Genomic DNA, 16,741 nt, shown 5'->3' on the forward strand with positions numbered 1-16,741 from the left:
AAATAGTAGCTATATATCATATATTAAAAACAGAAATCAAAAAAATGAATAATAAAAAATAAAAGATAAAAAAAATAAATTAAAAATTGCTTAAAAATAATTTAAAACTAATTTAAAAATAATTTAAAAATAGTTTAAAAATGTTTAAAAATGTTTAAAATAATATTATAATCTATATACTAAGTTGATTTAAGCAGGAAATAAGATTAAATGGAATCAAATTCAAAATGGATTGGATTTATAAATCCTTTATCCTCTGAAAGTCAAGAATTGTTAAGGGAAAACATAGATCTTGAGAATTTATTTGAAAACAATAAAGAATTGATAGATATTATTCTTAATATTGGGGAAGGAATATTTGATAATGATGAAAAAATTCCTAAAAATCCTGCAGAATTAGGATTAAAACGACTTGAATGGTTTTTTAGAGAAAAAAATGATAAACAACTAAAAATAAATGAATATTCCTATTTATATAATCCTCAAATTGAAAAATATGATATAATCTCATTTCACTTACTTGCACAAGCCATTGGATATAAATTCAATATTAATTCACGTGAAGTAAAATTATTTTTAGAGTCTCAAAACAGATTAATGGAAGAGCGATTAAGCCGAATTTCACCAGAGCTTAGAGAAGAGTTAATTAATAATATACTATCCCAATTATCTGATGTGACAAATCTAAAATGGACTGATTTATTATCACTTATTGAAACAAAAAAGATTTTTCTGGAAGATTTATTAATTAAAAATTCTAAAGTGATTTTAACTGAAGAGGATTTTAGAGAATATTATTATGAAGATATTAAAAATTGGGATGAAAGAAGAATTAAAATGGTTTATGAGAAAATAATAGGTAAACAAGTAAAAGATGAAATAATGAGGCAACTCATAATTACTAATACCGAAGAATATCTCAAAAAAATAAAAGAAAAGTTGAATATTATTGATATTCATCATTCAATAAAAAAATTAGGAGAGCTAATTGAAGAAATGTTAAACATATTAAATGAAAAATACTCTACTGTTTATGGAGAAATATTATCTGGAGGATTAAATGGAGAAAATTTGAAAGGTGAAAAATTAATTAAAGATGCATTCCCTCCATGTGTTTTATCTACTATTGAAGGAGTTAAATCGGGAAATAGAAATGATGCAATCGTCCTTTTCTTAACCTCATTTATCTCTTACTCTAGATTACATCCAAATGTCTTTAAATTAGATCAACATATGAATTTAAGTGATTTTGACCCAAATTTAAAAATAACATATGATGAGATATTGCCAATAATATATGAAGCTGCAGAAAATGCTGTTCCTCCACTTTTTAAAGACCAACCACAAGAAAAAATTAACATAACTTCAAAACTTGGTTTTGGAATGCACAATGAAGTAGAACTTAACCATGAAGGAGAAACCAAATGGTATACACCTATGAGTTGTGATAAAATAAAAATGCATTTGAGTAATCTATGTCACCCTGATAAGATTTGCAAAAAAATTGGAAACCCCATTACATATTATTCATACAAAAAATGGTTACTTCAAAGAGATGGCAACTCAAATTCTAAAAATAACGAGGCAAATAAAAAGAAATAGACCATATAAAAAAAATAGGTCATATAAAAAGAATTATTTATAAATATAAAAAATGGATGAATATAAATAAATACAATTAATTTAAAAAATAAAAATAATTTAATAAGTAAAAAATATTTAATAAATAAAAAATAACCTATATATAACTTAGTATCAAATACCAAACATTAATTATATAATATATAAACGAGTGATTTTATCTTTTCTCCAGCTACTATAAAAGAAAGACGACAATATTATCGTGAAGAATGGAATGAAAAAGATTTACCTGAGTTTATAAGCGAAAATATTTGGATGAGAGAGTTTGGTTTTGATCATTATGGAAAAGGACCAAACGACAGATATAAAACATTTAAAACACCTAAACATTTAAGAATGTTTTTAAGGAGTAAAAGTCCATTTGCAGGATATATTTCTGTTGCTTTTTACAACAATCCACGTCGTCGTGACGATTGGGTTAAATCCGAGTTTGTATTTGATGTAGATGCAAAAGACATGCCAATACGCTCTTGTAATTGTGATAATGTCTGTGAAATCTGTTTAGACGAAGCTCGACAACTAGTTTTAGACTTAATAGACACATTAAAAGGAGATTTAGGGTTAAAAGACATTCATTTAATATATTCTGGAAGAGGATACCATATTAGAATATTAGATGAAATCATTATGACTGGAGAAGCAGAAGTAAGAGGAGAAATTGTAAAATACACTACTGGAGCAGAAATTCCAAAAAACTCTGTTCCTATAGGTTATACTAAATTATTTAACGAAAGAACAAAAAGAAATATTCTAAATTTAACTGGAAAAGAAATCATTGATGGTATAAATCCTAAATTGCTAAAAGACACTATAAAAAATAGAGATGTTTTAATAAACAATAACTGGGGAATATTCCAAGAAAGAATTGGTCCACGAAGATATAAAAACCTTATTAATTCATTTGCAAGAGTAAATTTAAGTTTTGTTGATGCAAAAGTATCCATTGATTTAAAAAGAATATTACGCCTTCCTAGTACTCTCCACAGTAAAGTTTCTATGAAATGTGTTGAAGTAAAAAACCCTGAAACCTTTGATCCATTTAAATCTGCTGTTCCAAAATTTGTTTATGAAAGAAAATAGTATTAACATCTATTTAAACATTAAATTTGCAATTTTTTTTCCAGAATTCGTAGTAAAAAAATTATCCAAAATATTATCCAAAGCAGATAGTGGAATGTCTTCTTCTTGGAAATTTACAATATAATCTGCTTCTATTAAAACTTTAAAATCAATGCTATCAGATATTTTAGGGTGATGGTGATTAGCAATAATAAACTTTACTCTTTCTATTGTTTCTTTATCATAATTAAATTTATTTAAAATATTTTCTGCCACAATAGGTCCGAATTTCTCTTGATGTTTCATTGTAGACTTACCATATTTATCTTCAGCAATTTTTATTCCAGTATCATGTAAAATTGATGATAAAATTGCTATTTCAGCATCTTTTTTTGGAATATTTTCTAATTCTGCTATAGTTTTTGTTAGAGAAAAAACCTTTAATGAATGAGAAATCCTTTTAATATCATTTTTAAAAAATATTATCATTTCTTCAATTATTTTTGAATACATATAATCACCACAAAAATATAAAATCTCTTTAAAAAAAAACAAACAAGTAAGAACAACTAACAAAAAGCAATAAAAATAATAAAATAATAAAGCAATAAAATAATAAAGTAATAAAGTAATAAAATAATAAAATAATAAAATAATAAAACAAAAAAATATCAAAATACTGATTTTTATCTTTTTAAATGTTGTGAAGGATTTAAATAATCATCTAAGAAAAATAAGAAATTTTCATCATTTTCTGGATTATTTTCATCTAAATTATCTAAAAATTCATTTATTGAAAATAATTTATATTCATTTAATATTGAATTCTTTAAATCTTTACCTATTTTCAATATCTTTATATTTTCTTCATTTTTAAAAATAAAATTAATTAAATCTTCAGGAGTTCTGAATTTTCTTTCTTTCTTTTGAACTAAAAACTGATTTTTTAAGAAAACATTATCCCCATGAGCCTCAATAAACTCTTCACATGCCGTTTTATAATAAATTTTAGGTCCAATATTCTCATCATATTTACTTAATCTCCAGGAATCAAATTCAATAAGAATTAATCCAATAGCTTTCTCATCACTCCAAAATGAAGTGTAAATAATTTTAAAACCAATATCTTCTAATTTATTCTTCAATGATTGTGTAGTTTTACTTATTTGCGGATATACATTATCCATAGCCATTTTTGGAAGTGAAAATGAAATTAATATTGTTTTACTTTCACGGTTGTTAAATGAATTTAAAATAAAATCTTTTGAAATGTTTTTCCTATTTAGTGGATAGAAAAAGCTTAATCTTTTATCATCATCAGAAGATAAATAATTTCTTGAAGCAAAAACAAAATCATTCATTTTTTCCAAACTTAGTGCAGCACCAACATTTCTATTTTTATCAGTTGGGTCAATTGCAATTAAAGGATCTTTAAATAATTTAAATGTTTTATGATCTTCTAAATCAATAACTCCATTATATCGCCATTTACTTGATTGAATTAAAGTATTTTTAAAGGTTTCATATTTTAAAATAAGCATTTCACACAAATAACCTGCAAAACCACCAACTTTAAATTCGCTACCATAAACTCCAATTTCTTTCATGAATTTTTTTAATAAAATAACCTCATCTTTTTGATCAGCATTTAAGTGTTTTTTTATATACTCTGTATGTAAAATTGTCCTATCAACTGCCGATTTAATCTGATCTGAGTTTTCTATATCATAACATGGAACTATGTCAACTTCCTGTCCATTTATATAAATTGTTAAGTATGGATGAGATGCATACTTTTCAACTACATCCGCATTTAATTCAATAGCTGTTTTATGAGCTAAAAATAATCCTTTTTCTTTTAAATCATCAATGGATGTATTTAATGAAAATGAAATAAATATGTCAATGTCTCCATTACCTTTAAGAAATGTTTCTTTAGCAACAGAACCAACTAGCTTAGCTTCACATATTATTTCTTCTTCTGAAGCTATTTGATTTATTTTAGAAATAATTTCATTAGATATATCTAAAATTTCATTTTTTTCTGCTTCATTTGGTTTAATTTCATTTAGAATAGCTTTATAATCCATATTACTCATTAAAATTAAAAAAAACATGCTTAATTAATTTAACTTATTGAAAAATCTTGTTTTAGATAAAAAATAAATATTAAAATTTATTTTACCTTATTTATATTTTACTTTGCTTATAATTTTATATTACTTATATTCTATTATATAATATTCTAATAAAATCATATAAATAATTTTATTAAAAAAATTTATAAATTTTTAAGTTTTTAAATATATTACAATTGTTTTAAGAGATGAATAGATTAAATATATAAACATTAAAATTAAAAAAGTGTATATTATTAATATTATTAAATTTTTTAAAAGAAGATATTGATATTTAAATATATTTTAAAGGTTGTATTTAATTGAAATATGATTTTGACAAGATAGACAATAGAAAAGATACTGGATCCATTAAATGGGATATGATGAATGAATTCTATGGAAGAGACGATTTAATTCCATTATGGATTGCTGATATGGACTTTCCAGTAGCAAAAGAGATTAAAGAAGCAATTAAAGAAAGAGCTGACCATGAATACTATGGATACAGTAAGTACAATCATACATTGAAGTCTACAATTGTAAAAAGATTTAAAGATAAATTTAATTGGGAAATAAAGCCTGAATGGATAGTAATTACTCCAGGAGTCATTCCTGCTTTACATGTAGCCATTCGATCTTTATCACAGCCAGGAGACAACATCATAATTCAAGAGCCTGTTTATCATCTATTCTTCCCTACAGTAAGAAACAGTGGCTGCCATATTGTTACAAACCCATTAAAACTTGAAAATGGAGAGTATCATATGGATTTAAATCATTTAAAAAGCTTGTTTGAAGATGAAGTGGGACATAATCCATTTTACAAACCAATTAAGGCAATTTTACTTTGTAATCCACATAATCCTATAGGAAAAGAATGGAGTAAAGAAGAACTAATTGAAGCAGGAAAAATAGCTATTAAAAATGGCTTAAAAATAGTTGTTGATGAAATTCATAGCGAGTTATTGTTTTATGGAAAACAACACACAAGTTTTGGGTCCATATCAAAAGAATTCGAACAAAATTCTATAATTAGTTTTTCTGCAACTAAAACATTTAATTTAGCAGGTTTACATGTTGGAGTAGCCATTATTCCGAATGATGATTTAAGAAAAGAATTTATTTCAACCATGGATGGAATTGTTCCAGAACCAAGTATTTTTGCATTGACAGCACTTGAAGCAAGTCTAAAACATGGTGATGAATGGCTTAATCAAGTTTTAAAATACCTTGAAGGAAATTTAGAATTATTATATGAAGAATTAAGCAATATTAATGGAATTACAGCAATAAAAGCTGATGGAACATATTTAATCTGGTTAGATTGTAGAAAATTAGGTTTATCTCATGAAGAACTTTCTGATTTCTTTATAAATAAAGCAAAAGTAGCTTTAGAAGATGGTATCCTTTTTGGTCATGGTGGAGAAGGTTTTATGAGAATCAACATTGCCATTCCAAAGTCACTGCTTAAAGAAGGACTAAAAAGAATTAAGGATGCCATTAATGAATTATAATTTATATAATTTATAATGAATTATAATTTATATAATTTATAATGAATTATAATTTATATATTTTATATATACTAATTTTTTAATTTTTTCGTATAAATTGAAAAAAGGTGTTTTATTGACTAAAAACTTATTTAAAAACATTTATAATACTCTTGATACAATAGTATATCAATGAAAACAATAGCTAAAATTGAAGAAAAAGAAATTGTAATAAATAAATCTCGATTTGTTACACGATTGTTTCCAGTAAAAGATAAAACAGAACTTAAAAAAATTATAGAAGAAATATCCACCACCCATAAAGATGCAACACACAACTGTACAGCATACATCTTAAAAAAAGAAGAAGGATCCAATGATGATGGAGAACCAGGAGGAACTGCTGGAAGACCCATGTTAAATGTCTTAAAAATGAATGAATTAAACTATGTTTTAGCTATTGTAACACGATATTTTGGCGGAATAAAGCTTGGAGCTGGAGGACTTGTGAGAGCATACTCAAAATCTGTTCAAGAAGCTTTAAATCTTGCAGAAATCATACATTTGAAGCAATGTCTAACATATAATCTATTATTTGATTACAGTAATATTAAGCAAGTGGATGATAAAATAAGAGAAAACAATATAAAAATAATTCAAAAAGATTATCACGAAAGAGTAAAATATAAAATAGCTGTTGAACAAAAATTAAATGAAGTAAAAAGCATTTTTAAAGATTTAAAAGAAAAAATATCCATTGAGTTTTTAAGAGAAGAATATTTAAAACTAGATTAAAAATCTAATTATTATTGAAATATTTAACTATTGTTGAAATTTAACCATTATTGATTAACTATTATTGAAGAATTAATATATGTCAGAAACTTAATTTTTTAAACTAATTTTTGCAGTTTATTTATATATAATCGACAAATTTTGTCCAAAAATTTGTTTGGACTATAATTTTATTAAAAAATAGAATAATAATTGAAAAATAGTATATTAATTTCATTTAAAAAAAAAAAATTATTTTATTTTAATTTAATAATATTTTATATGACTATAATTCAAAAATTTCTCTATCTGTATAAATTGATCCCTTTGAAGTTAATTTGCTTTCCTTTAGAATAATTTTATTGACTTTTATATCTCCAAATTTATGGTTTTTGAATTCATTTAAAATATCAAGAATTTCTTTCTTTTTGTTTGTTTTTTTAATACGGGCTACAGTTAAGTGTGAAGAGTATGATTTTTCTTTTTTAAACCCTAATTTATTGAATTCATTGTCAAGATTTTTGTATAATTCAATTAATGAAACATTTTCCTTAACACCAACCCAAAGTACTTTAATATAATTTTCATTAGGAAAAACTCCAGAGGAAGATATTTTTAAATTAAATGAGTTTTGATTAGGGATAATTTTTGAGATAGCTATTTTAATTTCCTTTTCTTTTTCAACATCAATGTCTCCAAAGAATTTTAATGTTAAATGAAGGTTATCTAAATTTACATATTTCAAGTTATTATCTAATTTCTTTAATTTATCTTGAAATATTTTAATTTGATTCTTAATTTCATCATCAACATCTATAGCTAAAAAAGCTCTGAATTTAGACATATTTATCTTATATTTTTTGTTTAGAATTTAATAAAAAAAAATGGAAAAAAGAGAATAAAAATAAAATAGCTAAAAATAAAATAAAAAAAAACAATAAAAAAATAATAAAAATAAAATAATAAAAATAAAATAATAATTATCAAACAAAAATAGAAAAAACTATTTTTCAATTATTGTTTCTTCAATTGCCATTCCAAAATGCCTTGCACTTTTGTCAATGTAAACTTTCACTTTATCTCCAATTTTTAAATTAGAAACTGAAATGGCTTCACCTTTATCAGATACTAAACGTATTGTTTCTGCATTTTGAAGAAGAGTTTTAATTTTGTAACCATTATATTCTGCTTCTACTAAAATAAGTGGTCTTTTTTCAATTTTTACTCTGCCAACTAAAACTGGTCTAGTTTTTCCACTTTGATCTACAGCCAATAGCTCGTCACCAGTTTCAACTTCGGATAAATATTTAGTTTTATTATTTAAACCCATTACATAAGCTTGAACAGGACCTGCATTTACTCTAAATGGTCTAGAAGCAACATATTCACTTTCTAAAGTTTCACTATGCACTAAAAACATTCCTTTAGAATAGGAACCAATTAACATTCCTTCTCCCACATTTAACATTGAAGCAGTGTCAATACAAACTCTATCACCAGAAATTAATCCTTCAATTTTAGTCACACTAGCGTTAAAAAGCTGATAATTGCTTGAACTTAAATTTTCAATTAATTTAGCCATTTTCTTTATCTGGTTAAAGTCTTCTGGCTCAAAAATTATTCCATCAACTCCTATTTCTAAAGTTTCAAGAGCTAGTTGAGCATCATCAACATTGTTAACTGCAGCAATTATTTTTACATTTTCTTTCTGCAAATCAGCAATTATATTTTCAAGAGGAATAACAGTCCAATCTTTTCCCACTAATATAATGTAATCAACTATTTTTCCTACTTTAACAGCCAATTGTTCATGATTTTTACTTAAAATTTCAATGTAAGAGACAACAATTTTACCATTACTCTTTAGCTTTTTAGCCAATGAATAATCAGAAGAATTTTCTAAATTGTCTTTTAATTGAATACTTCCATCACCTTCACCATTAAATCCAGTTAAATAAATATCTCCATCATCATTATTGGAAATTATCTTAATATCTCCTAATTTATGGATTTTATCACCATCATTTAAATCAAGAACATGATCTATTCCAGATTCAAGAGATGTTGTAATTAATTCTTTTCTTTCGATCCATGGCTTTTGGGGGCTTTTTATCCACACAAATTTATTTGACAATTTAAAACTCCTTTAATCAAATTTATTCGTAGAAAATTATTTTACATAGTTAATATTATCAATATCTTCAGCAGGTGGAGATTGAATTGTTTCTACACCCTCTTTTCCAATGGCTATTCCATTAACTGGTATAAATCCATTAGGAAGATTAAGCTCTTTGAGAAGTCCTTCTCTTTCTTCACCTAAAAATGCTAGTGTAGGAGTAACAAGATAAACTGTACCATAACCAAGTTCTGTAGCAGCCAAAATTATATTTTCAGATGCTAAAGCAGTGTTAATGTCTCCATGTCCTTCTTCAGGAGCAGATAAAAGAACTAAAACTGGAGCATTATAAAGTGGTTGATATCCTTCAATACTTGCTCTTTCAACTAAAAAATCATTACCTGAATTTTTCATACCAGTTAAAGCTAAATCATTAATTTTAGCAATTAAATTTTTATTTTGAATTACAGTTATCTGAAATTCACCTGCTTGAGGAGCTTTTTTACCAGTTTCAACAATTTTTTTTAATTCTTCTTCATTAACTTCTTCATCCAAATAGCTTCTTACACTTTTTCTATTTTCAATAACTTCAAAAACACTCATAAACTCACTTCATTATTTTAAATAAAATTATTTTACTAATTAGAAGAACCTTTAAAACAAACTTTTAAAAAAAGTTTGATCAAAATAATCCTCACTTTTCATTTAAGTAAAAGTATTTTACTAATTAGAATAACCTTTAAAACAAACTTTTAAAAAAAGTTTGATCAAAATAATCCTCACTTTTCATTTAAGTAAAAGTATTTTACTAATTAGAATAACCTTTAAAAAAAGGTTCATCAAATAAGTTTTCTCAAAAACAAAGAAAACTAACTTAAACAAAAGTTTTTTATAAATTACAAAATATTAATTTTTTATCAATTATAAACATTAATCTAAGATTTTTAATGCTTCTTTAACTTCCATATCATTATGGACTACTTCAGAAATAGCTTTTGTTATTTTGGCTGGGTCTTTTGCTTGGAAAAGGTTTCTTCCAAATGCAACACCTGCTCCACCAACTTCAAGAGAATCTTTAACCATTTCCAATAGCTCTTCATCAGTTTCTACTTTAGGTCCACCAGCTATTATCACAGGAACCAGTGCCCCATCAACAACTTCTTTAAATGATTCAGGAGACCCAGTATAATTGGTTTTAACAATATCTACACCTAATTCAGAACCAACACGTGCAGCATGTTTAACCAATTGAACATCAGTTTCATCTTTAATCTTTTGACCCCTTGGATACATCATAGCAAGAAGAGGAATACCCCAATAGCTACAAGTTTCAGCTACTTCTCCTAATTCTTGTAACATTTTACTTTCTGTATCAGAACCAATATTTACATGAACAGATACAGCATCAGCACCAAGTTGAATTGCTTTTTCAACAGATGTGACTAAAACCTTGTCGTTTGGATCTGGTGCAAGAGATGTACTTGCAGATAAGTGTATGATTAAGCCAATATCACTACCATATCCTCTATGACCTTGAGAAACAATTCCTTTATGCATTAAAACAGCATTAGCCCCGCCATTTTTAATCTCATCAATAGTTTTACTGATATTAACAATGCCTTCTACAGGACCTATGGTAACTCCATGATCCATAGGTGCAATTACAGCCCTATTGGTTTTTCTATCAATTATACGTTCTAATCTTATTTTTTTTCCTATCATAACATTTCTCCATTATTAAGAATAAACTACAATGATACTAGATAAAATAAAAATTTGATAAAATAAAAAATTTAAATTTATTTATCAAATTTAAATATATCAAATTTAAATAATTATAATCTATTAAAATCATATTTATAATTAATTTAGTACATTATATAATTTAGCATATTGTAATAATTAAAGTAATTAATTTAGTATATTTATAATGGTTAAAATTATATTTTTTATAATTTTTAAACTTAACTATTAAAATTATTAAAAAAATAAAAAATGGAAATAAAAAATATTTGTTATAAAAATGTAAAAATGTATGAAAATATGAAAATAAGGTAAAATTTAATCCATAATTATTAAAAATATATTTTTTTAAATCAATCATTGTCTTTTAAAGCATCTGTCCATAAATTAAATTCTTTTATTTGTGGAGGAATGCCACTGTTTCTTTGTGATTCAATCCACCCATTATTAGATGAAATTTCTTCAAATGTTTTTGAGCTATTTACAAAATCAATTAAACCCCTGTTTCTAATAATAGTATATTTAGGCTTAAAAGTAGATGAATAAATGTAATAGACTTTAAAAACAGTATCTGGGTGATATCCTCCGCCTAAATCTATTGATAAAATATCACAATTCTTGATTTTCCTATAAAGTTTTTCTACTATATTATGTAATCTTACATCACCACTAATAAAGTTTATATTTTTAAATTCATCCATTAATTCATCCATTGGAGCAACTGCTTCAGGAGAATTATCAATTGGAAATATTTTACCATTTTTTCCTATTTTTTCAGCTATCAATTTTGTAGTGTTTCCAATATGTGATCCTAATTCAATTACTGTGCTTCCTTCATTAATATTTTTTAACAATTCTTTTCTATATAATTTAATGTCATATGCAATGTCTATCATAAAAATCTTATTCCTTTATTGTCTATTTTAGAAATTAACAAATTGTCTAAGTTAATATTTTCAACTAAATCTTCAGGTGTTTTTGTTAAAGCAAATATAGTATTTCCTAACATTGCCATTGAAGAACCAAAATAATTAATCTTAGAGCCATTATTAACAGAATTATTATTATTATTATTATTATTATTATTATTATTATTATTATTACTATTACTATTACTATTATTACTATTACTATTGTTAAATTCATTAATTATATTAAATAATTTATCATTCATTAAATCCATCTTATTAGCAAAGTCAAAAGAAACTTTTAATAAATTAAATAATGATTTATCATTTAAAAATTTATTTAAAGCCATTAAACCTAGAGAACTTATTCTTTCAGCATATTTAGGATTTTGAATAATAGAATGTGTGTCAATTTCTCCTATTGTTTTTGTAACGACAAATAAATCATCATAAACAATATTACTGACAAATTCTTTATTTAATATTCCTGGTCTTTCTTTTATAACAATTCCCTTTGAAATCTGAGAAATAACATCACCAAGACCTGTTCCAGATTTTACTTCAATTTGATGAGCAATTTTATATAATTCAAAAGATTCAATGTTTAAATTAAAAAGATCATTTAATGAAATAAGCACACCTAAAGCAGATGCACCTGATGTTCCAAAACCACTTCCAATAGGAACTTCAATCTCTTGTTCAATAGAAAATGAAGAATTAATATTATATTTAGTTATAAAAATATTAGCAGCAGTTTTAGCAATAAAAGCATTGGGAGTATTTAATTTTCCATTTATCTTAATATTAACTTCTGGATTAAATGATTTATCTTGATTATTTTGCTTATCCAATTTAGAGAAATTTTCATAATCACAGCTATTTGTAGGTTTAGAAGTTTTTTTAGCTTTAGTAACAACTCCTTTATCTAATAAAATTCCAACTCCTGTGGATCCAGATTTAAGTGGGTTTTTATCATAATGAACTGAAAAAAAACAACTGATATTAGAAGGAACAAATACTTTAACTCTCATAATATATAAAAATTAGATTTCAAAATATAAAAACTTTTATAAACTTTTAAAAAAATATTAAATTATAAATAGTTACTTTAATCGATAGATAATGGTTACTTTAATAAATTAAATATTTAATTTACGGTTGAAAAAATGAATAAAAGGATAGATTTACACACTCATAGTATATTCAGTGATGGAGAATTGCTTCCAAGTGAACTTGCAAGAAGAGCAGATATATTAGGACATTCTGCAATAGCTATAACTGACCATGTAGATGATTCTAATTTAGACATTATTGAAAAAATAGCTAATGCAATTGATGAAATCAATGAATACTGGGATATAAAATTTATCAATGGAGTAGAAATTACACATGTTCCAATTGAAACAATAGATAGAATAGCTAAAAAAGCAAAAGATTTAGGTGCAGAAATTGTAGTTGTTCACGGAGAAACATTAGCAGAACCTGTAGTTGAAGGAACAAACTTGGAAGCTGTAAAATCAGAATATGTGGATATTTTAGCCCATCCAGGGTTAATAACAAATGAAGAATTAGCAATAGCCGTTGAAAATGATGTTTACATTGAAATAAGTGGAAGAAAAGGACATTCATTATCAAATGGTTATGTAGCAAGTTTAGGAAGAGAATTTAATGCAAAATTCTTAATAAACAGTGATGGGCATGCCCCTGGAGATTTAATGAATTTTAATAAAGCAGAACTGGTGGGTTTAGGTGCTGGGCTAAGTGAAAAAGAAGTAAAAAAAGCTTTAGTAAAAAATCCTAATGATATATTAAAAAAAATAAAAAAATAAATAAAAAAATATCTGAAATCATATAATGTTATTTCTAAACAAGACAAATGCAACTCCAGCAAGTATAAAAAGCACCATAATTGCAAAAGACATTAATCTTGACTTTTTTGATTTAGCAACTCTATTATTATATTCAATTTGACATTTATTTGAACAAGTTAATTCATCTAAAGGAATTGGAGTCCCACAAATAGGACAGTGCTTATGAACATCTACCATTTTATCACCATAAAAATTAATAAATTTTAATATAAATTTAGTATAAATTTTAATAAATTAATGATTATAAATAGTTATAATGAGTATAAATAATTAATGAGTACAAATATTAATTTTAGTATCAATTAATATTTATGAAAGCTCAACATGAAAAAAACATGAAAAATTAAGAAATGTAATTTAATGAAAAATAATTAAAAAAATAAGTTTCTTTAAACAAAAATCAGATTATTTTAGTTCCTATATCTTCACCATTAATTGCTTTAATTAAATTTTTAGAATCAAAACCATTTGCAATTACTGTTTTAAGAGATGATCTTTTAATCATTTGAATGGCTGTGGTATCAAAAAATTCATAAGTTCCAGCTTCAACATGTTTATCCTTTAAAAAATCTAACATTGCATCTGCTGTAATTTCTTTAATTAGTTGGGCATCGTCAAATTTATTAGGATCTTTATCATACATTCCATCTACAGAAGTTAAATTAACAAGCAAATCTGCATGAACATACTCAGCTAAAATAGCTCCAACAGCATCTGTACTATGAGCAGGCTCTGTACCACCCATTACAACAATACGACCATAAGCAGAAAATTCATTTGCCTCATGGAAATTATTAGGGATTTTAGGATATGCATAATCACCAAGAGCTATTGTTAACAATTTAGCATTTAAACGTGTGACTTCAATACCAATATCATCACATTGAGCTTCTCCACAATCTAAATCTCTTCCAATGCCAATATACTCTCTTGCAGGCTTTCCACCCCCTACAACAATAAATAGATTATGTTTTTCACTTAAATCTTTTAATATTTCAGAATACTCTTTAAACTTATTTGCTGAACTTTCTTTTAATAAAATGGATCCACCTAGTGCCACTACAATTTTCATTTATCTACCTCTATTAAAAAAACCTAATTTTGAGAATATTATTAAAAATTTATTAATTTATTTTATCAAAAAAAAGAAAAAAAAATTAAATTAAATTAAATTAATTATTTAACTTAATTATTAAAAAAAATTATTTGAATGAAAAATTTATATTCATTTTAAATCATTATTTAATAAGCTTAGATTATTATTTAAAATACTATTCAAAATACTTATTTTAAATATTTATTTAAACAATATTATATAAATTTATTTAAAATAATAATATATATGGAAATTAGTATTTAGTATTAAACTACTTATTCTCCATTAAATTTATATATTAAAAATCATATATATAATTACATGAATATTTGATATAAGATTTAAGAAAAAAATCAGAAATCTTAATAATAAAATAATAAAAATATCTATTTTTCTAAAAAAATAAAGGTTTAAAAAAAACCTTGTTTATAATTTCAATACCATATAAAATCCTATTTTTTTACTATTTCTAATAAAATTATTTTTAATTATCTATGCTTTTTAAAACAAATCCTTAATAGAAATATTTAAAATGGTTTTAAATAATTTTGTTATATAAAATTTAAAAATAATTCATAATCGCTAAAAAATACATAATATCAATTAAAAGGATGAAAAAATGTCTGAAATAAGTTCAAAAGAATTATACGAATTTAAAAGAACACTTAATGAGTTAAAAGAAAAAAAAGGAAGAGGAACAGAATTGGTTTCTGTTTATATTCCTCATGATAAGCAATTAAGTGATGTAGCTAAACATATGCGCGATGAATTAGGGCAAAGTGCAAATATTAAAAGTAAACAAACTCGTAAAAATGTTCAATCAGCTATTGAAGTAATAATACAAAGACTAAGGCTTTTTCCTCGAGCTCCTGAAAATGGGTTGGTTTTATTTGTTGGAATGATACCTAAAGGTGGACCAGGAACTGAAAAAATGGAAACTTATGTTTTTACTCCACCAGAAGCCATTATAACCTATACCTATCATTGTAACAGCGAATTTTATTTAGAACCTCTTCAATACATGATGGATACAAAAGAAATCTATGGCGTAACAGTTTTAGATAGAAAAGAAGCAACAATAGCTACTCTTAAAGGGAAAAGAATAGATATATTAAAACATTTAACAAGTGGAGTTCCAGGAAAACACAAAGCAGGAGGACAATCACAAAGAAGGTTTGATCGTTTAATTGATTTAGCTGCTCATGAATTTAAAAAAAGAATTGGAGATCATATGAATGATGTGCTTCTTCCAATAGAGGATTTACAAGGATTACTTATAGGTGGTCCTGGTCACACAAAAGAAGAATTTTTAAAAGGGGATTATTTAAACTACGAACTTCATGACAAAGTAATAGCTTCAATTGATACATCTTATACTGGAGAATTTGGAATCCGTGAAATCATAGATAAATCATCTGATATTTTAAGTGATATAGAAGTAATGAAAGAAAAAAAGCTTGTAGGTGACTTTTTAAAAGAGTTAATTCATGAAAATGGCTTAGCTGCTTATGGTGAAGAAGAAATTAACAAGTATCTAATTATGGGTGCAGTTGACACATTACTCATTTCAGAAGACTTAGAACATGATAGACATTATTTAAAATGTGTAAATTGTGGAAATAAAGCAGAAATAACATATAAAAGCAAAGCAGATGAATCAAAAAAGATTTGTACCCATTGTGGAGAACCAATGAAGACAACAGAAATTAAAAAAGTTATAGATCATTTTGTTGACCTTGCTGATGAATATGACACAGATGTTGAGATAATTTCAACAGAAACAGAAGAAGGTGTTCAATTACTAAAAGCATTTGGAGGCGTAGCAGCCATTTTAAGATATAGACCATAAACAAGTAAATACAAAATAAACAAGTTAAATACGAAAAATAGCAATTCAAATACAAAAAAAATAAAAAATGA

General features: G+C 25.0%; 16 protein-coding genes. 6 read left to right on the plus strand and 10 right to left on the minus strand.

The window, feature by feature from the left end; genetic code table 11:
- Positions 1–210 precede the first annotated feature (210 nt).
- Positions 211–1,602 carry a hypothetical protein gene (locus MBCUR_RS02075; protein WP_067089611.1) on the plus strand — a complete coding sequence of 464 codons (1,392 nt, stop codon included), beginning with the start codon at positions 211–213 and terminating at the stop codon, positions 1,600–1,602.
- 198 nt (positions 1,603–1,800) lie between these two features.
- Entirely contained in the window at positions 1,801–2,721 is a 921-nt protein-coding gene (gene priS, locus MBCUR_RS02080; RefSeq protein ID WP_067089614.1) for a DNA primase catalytic subunit PriS, read from the plus strand.
- Positions 2,722–2,730: 9 nt separating this feature from the next.
- Here priS and MBCUR_RS02085 read toward each other — a convergent pair whose 3' ends face one another.
- Both MBCUR_RS02085 and cca read right to left on the minus strand, forming a co-directional pair.
- On the minus strand, positions 2,731–3,213 hold the full coding sequence (locus tag MBCUR_RS02085) for an HD domain-containing protein (protein ID WP_067089617.1): 483 nt from the start codon (positions 3,211–3,213) through the stop codon (positions 2,731–2,733).
- 173 nt (positions 3,214–3,386) lie between these two features.
- Complete coding sequence (gene cca, locus MBCUR_RS02090) at positions 3,387–4,799, minus strand: CCA tRNA nucleotidyltransferase (RefSeq protein ID WP_245637269.1); 1,413 nt, start codon at positions 4,797–4,799, stop codon at positions 3,387–3,389.
- A 341-nt stretch (positions 4,800–5,140) separates the two neighbouring features.
- On the opposite strand from cca, the gene MBCUR_RS02095 reads away from it, so the two are divergent.
- Entirely contained in the window at positions 5,141–6,334 is a 1,194-nt protein-coding gene (locus MBCUR_RS02095) for a MalY/PatB family protein (protein ID WP_067089622.1), read from the plus strand.
- A gap of 171 nt (positions 6,335–6,505) precedes the next feature.
- A complete protein-coding gene (locus MBCUR_RS02100) occupies positions 6,506–7,108 on the plus strand; it encodes a YigZ family protein (RefSeq protein WP_067089624.1) in 603 nt (200 codons plus the stop codon).
- Between the two features lie 265 nt (positions 7,109–7,373).
- Here the strand turns inward: MBCUR_RS02100 and thpR are convergent, their stop codons facing one another.
- The 6 genes from thpR to MBCUR_RS02135 form a co-directional block, all read right to left on the minus strand.
- Positions 7,374–7,931, minus strand: coding sequence for an RNA 2',3'-cyclic phosphodiesterase (gene thpR / locus MBCUR_RS02105; protein ID WP_067089627.1), 558 nt, complete (start codon positions 7,929–7,931; stop codon positions 7,374–7,376).
- Between the two features lie 159 nt (positions 7,932–8,090).
- Positions 8,091–9,221, minus strand: a complete 1,131-nt coding sequence (locus MBCUR_RS02110; protein ID WP_067089631.1) for a 3-dehydroquinate synthase II — start codon at positions 9,219–9,221, stop codon at positions 8,091–8,093.
- Between the two features lie 36 nt (positions 9,222–9,257).
- Positions 9,258–9,806, minus strand: a complete 549-nt coding sequence (locus MBCUR_RS02115) for a nitroreductase family protein (RefSeq protein WP_067089633.1) — start codon at positions 9,804–9,806, stop codon at positions 9,258–9,260.
- Between the two features lie 327 nt (positions 9,807–10,133).
- Positions 10,134–10,925: a 2-amino-3,7-dideoxy-D-threo-hept-6-ulosonate synthase gene (locus MBCUR_RS02120; protein ID WP_067089636.1), complete on the minus strand. Its 792-nt coding sequence runs from the start codon at positions 10,923–10,925 to the stop codon at positions 10,134–10,136.
- A 374-nt stretch (positions 10,926–11,299) separates the two neighbouring features.
- Positions 11,300–11,842, minus strand: coding sequence for a methyltransferase domain-containing protein (locus tag MBCUR_RS02130; protein ID WP_067089641.1), 543 nt, complete (start codon positions 11,840–11,842; stop codon positions 11,300–11,302).
- Positions 11,839–12,885, minus strand: a complete 1,047-nt coding sequence (locus MBCUR_RS02135) for a pantoate kinase (RefSeq protein WP_067089644.1) — start codon at positions 12,883–12,885, stop codon at positions 11,839–11,841. The genes MBCUR_RS02130 and MBCUR_RS02135 overlap by 4 nt, the downstream gene beginning before the upstream one ends.
- Before the next feature lie 135 nt (positions 12,886–13,020).
- Here MBCUR_RS02135 and MBCUR_RS02140 point away from each other — a divergent pair, with 135 nt between their 5' ends.
- Entirely contained in the window at positions 13,021–13,683 is a 663-nt protein-coding gene (locus tag MBCUR_RS02140; RefSeq protein ID WP_067089646.1) for a histidinol phosphate phosphatase domain-containing protein, read from the plus strand.
- Between the two features lie 18 nt (positions 13,684–13,701).
- Here the strand turns inward: MBCUR_RS02140 and MBCUR_RS02145 are convergent, their stop codons facing one another.
- Positions 13,702–13,902 carry a DUF2116 family Zn-ribbon domain-containing protein gene (locus tag MBCUR_RS02145; protein WP_067089648.1) on the minus strand — a complete coding sequence of 67 codons (201 nt, stop codon included), beginning with the start codon at positions 13,900–13,902 and terminating at the stop codon, positions 13,702–13,704.
- Positions 13,903–14,125: 223 nt separating this feature from the next.
- Entirely contained in the window at positions 14,126–14,797 is a 672-nt protein-coding gene (pyrH, locus tag MBCUR_RS02150) for a UMP kinase (protein ID WP_067089651.1), read from the minus strand.
- Positions 14,798–15,440: 643 nt separating this feature from the next.
- On the opposite strand from pyrH, the gene prf1 reads away from it, so the two are divergent.
- Entirely contained in the window at positions 15,441–16,670 is a 1,230-nt protein-coding gene (prf1, locus tag MBCUR_RS02155; RefSeq protein WP_067089653.1) for a peptide chain release factor aRF-1, read from the plus strand.
- Positions 16,671–16,741: the final 71 nt, after the last annotated feature.

The sequence above is a fragment of the Methanobrevibacter curvatus genome, assembly GCF_001639295.1.
Classification (GTDB): Archaea; Methanobacteriota; Methanobacteria; order Methanobacteriales; family Methanobacteriaceae; genus Methanoflexus; species Methanoflexus curvatus.

What these genes read in the sequence shown, in the direction of transcription:
- MBCUR_RS02115 (WP_067089633.1), bottom strand. Translation starts at nt 9,806, where the DNA reads ATGAGTGTTTTTGAAGTTATTGAAAATAGAAAAAGTGTAAGAAGCTAT.
- prf1 (WP_067089653.1), top strand. Translation starts at nt 15,441, where the DNA reads ATGTCTGAAATAAGTTCAAAAGAATTATACGAATTTAAAAGAACACTT.
- thpR (WP_067089627.1), bottom strand. Translation starts at nt 7,931, where the DNA reads ATGTCTAAATTCAGAGCTTTTTTAGCTATAGATGTTGATGATGAAATT.
- MBCUR_RS02120 (WP_067089636.1), bottom strand. Translation starts at nt 10,925, where the DNA reads ATGATAGGAAAAAAAATAAGATTAGAACGTATAATTGATAGAAAAACC.
- MBCUR_RS02075 (WP_067089611.1), top strand. Translation starts at nt 211, where the DNA reads ATGGAATCAAATTCAAAATGGATTGGATTTATAAATCCTTTATCCTCT.
- pyrH (WP_067089651.1), bottom strand. Translation starts at nt 14,797, where the DNA reads ATGAAAATTGTAGTGGCACTAGGTGGATCCATTTTATTAAAAGAAAGT.
- MBCUR_RS02100 (WP_067089624.1), top strand. Translation starts at nt 6,506, where the DNA reads ATGAAAACAATAGCTAAAATTGAAGAAAAAGAAATTGTAATAAATAAA.
- MBCUR_RS02145 (WP_067089648.1), bottom strand. Translation starts at nt 13,902, where the DNA reads ATGGTAGATGTTCATAAGCACTGTCCTATTTGTGGGACTCCAATTCCT.
- MBCUR_RS02085 (WP_067089617.1), bottom strand. Translation starts at nt 3,213, where the DNA reads ATGTATTCAAAAATAATTGAAGAAATGATAATATTTTTTAAAAATGAT.
- MBCUR_RS02135 (WP_067089644.1), bottom strand. Translation starts at nt 12,885, where the DNA reads ATGAGAGTTAAAGTATTTGTTCCTTCTAATATCAGTTGTTTTTTTTCA.
- MBCUR_RS02130 (WP_067089641.1), bottom strand. Translation starts at nt 11,842, where the DNA reads ATGATAGACATTGCATATGACATTAAATTATATAGAAAAGAATTGTTA.
- cca (WP_245637269.1), bottom strand. Translation starts at nt 4,799, where the DNA reads ATGAGTAATATGGATTATAAAGCTATTCTAAATGAAATTAAACCAAAT.
- MBCUR_RS02140 (WP_067089646.1), top strand. Translation starts at nt 13,021, where the DNA reads ATGAATAAAAGGATAGATTTACACACTCATAGTATATTCAGTGATGGA.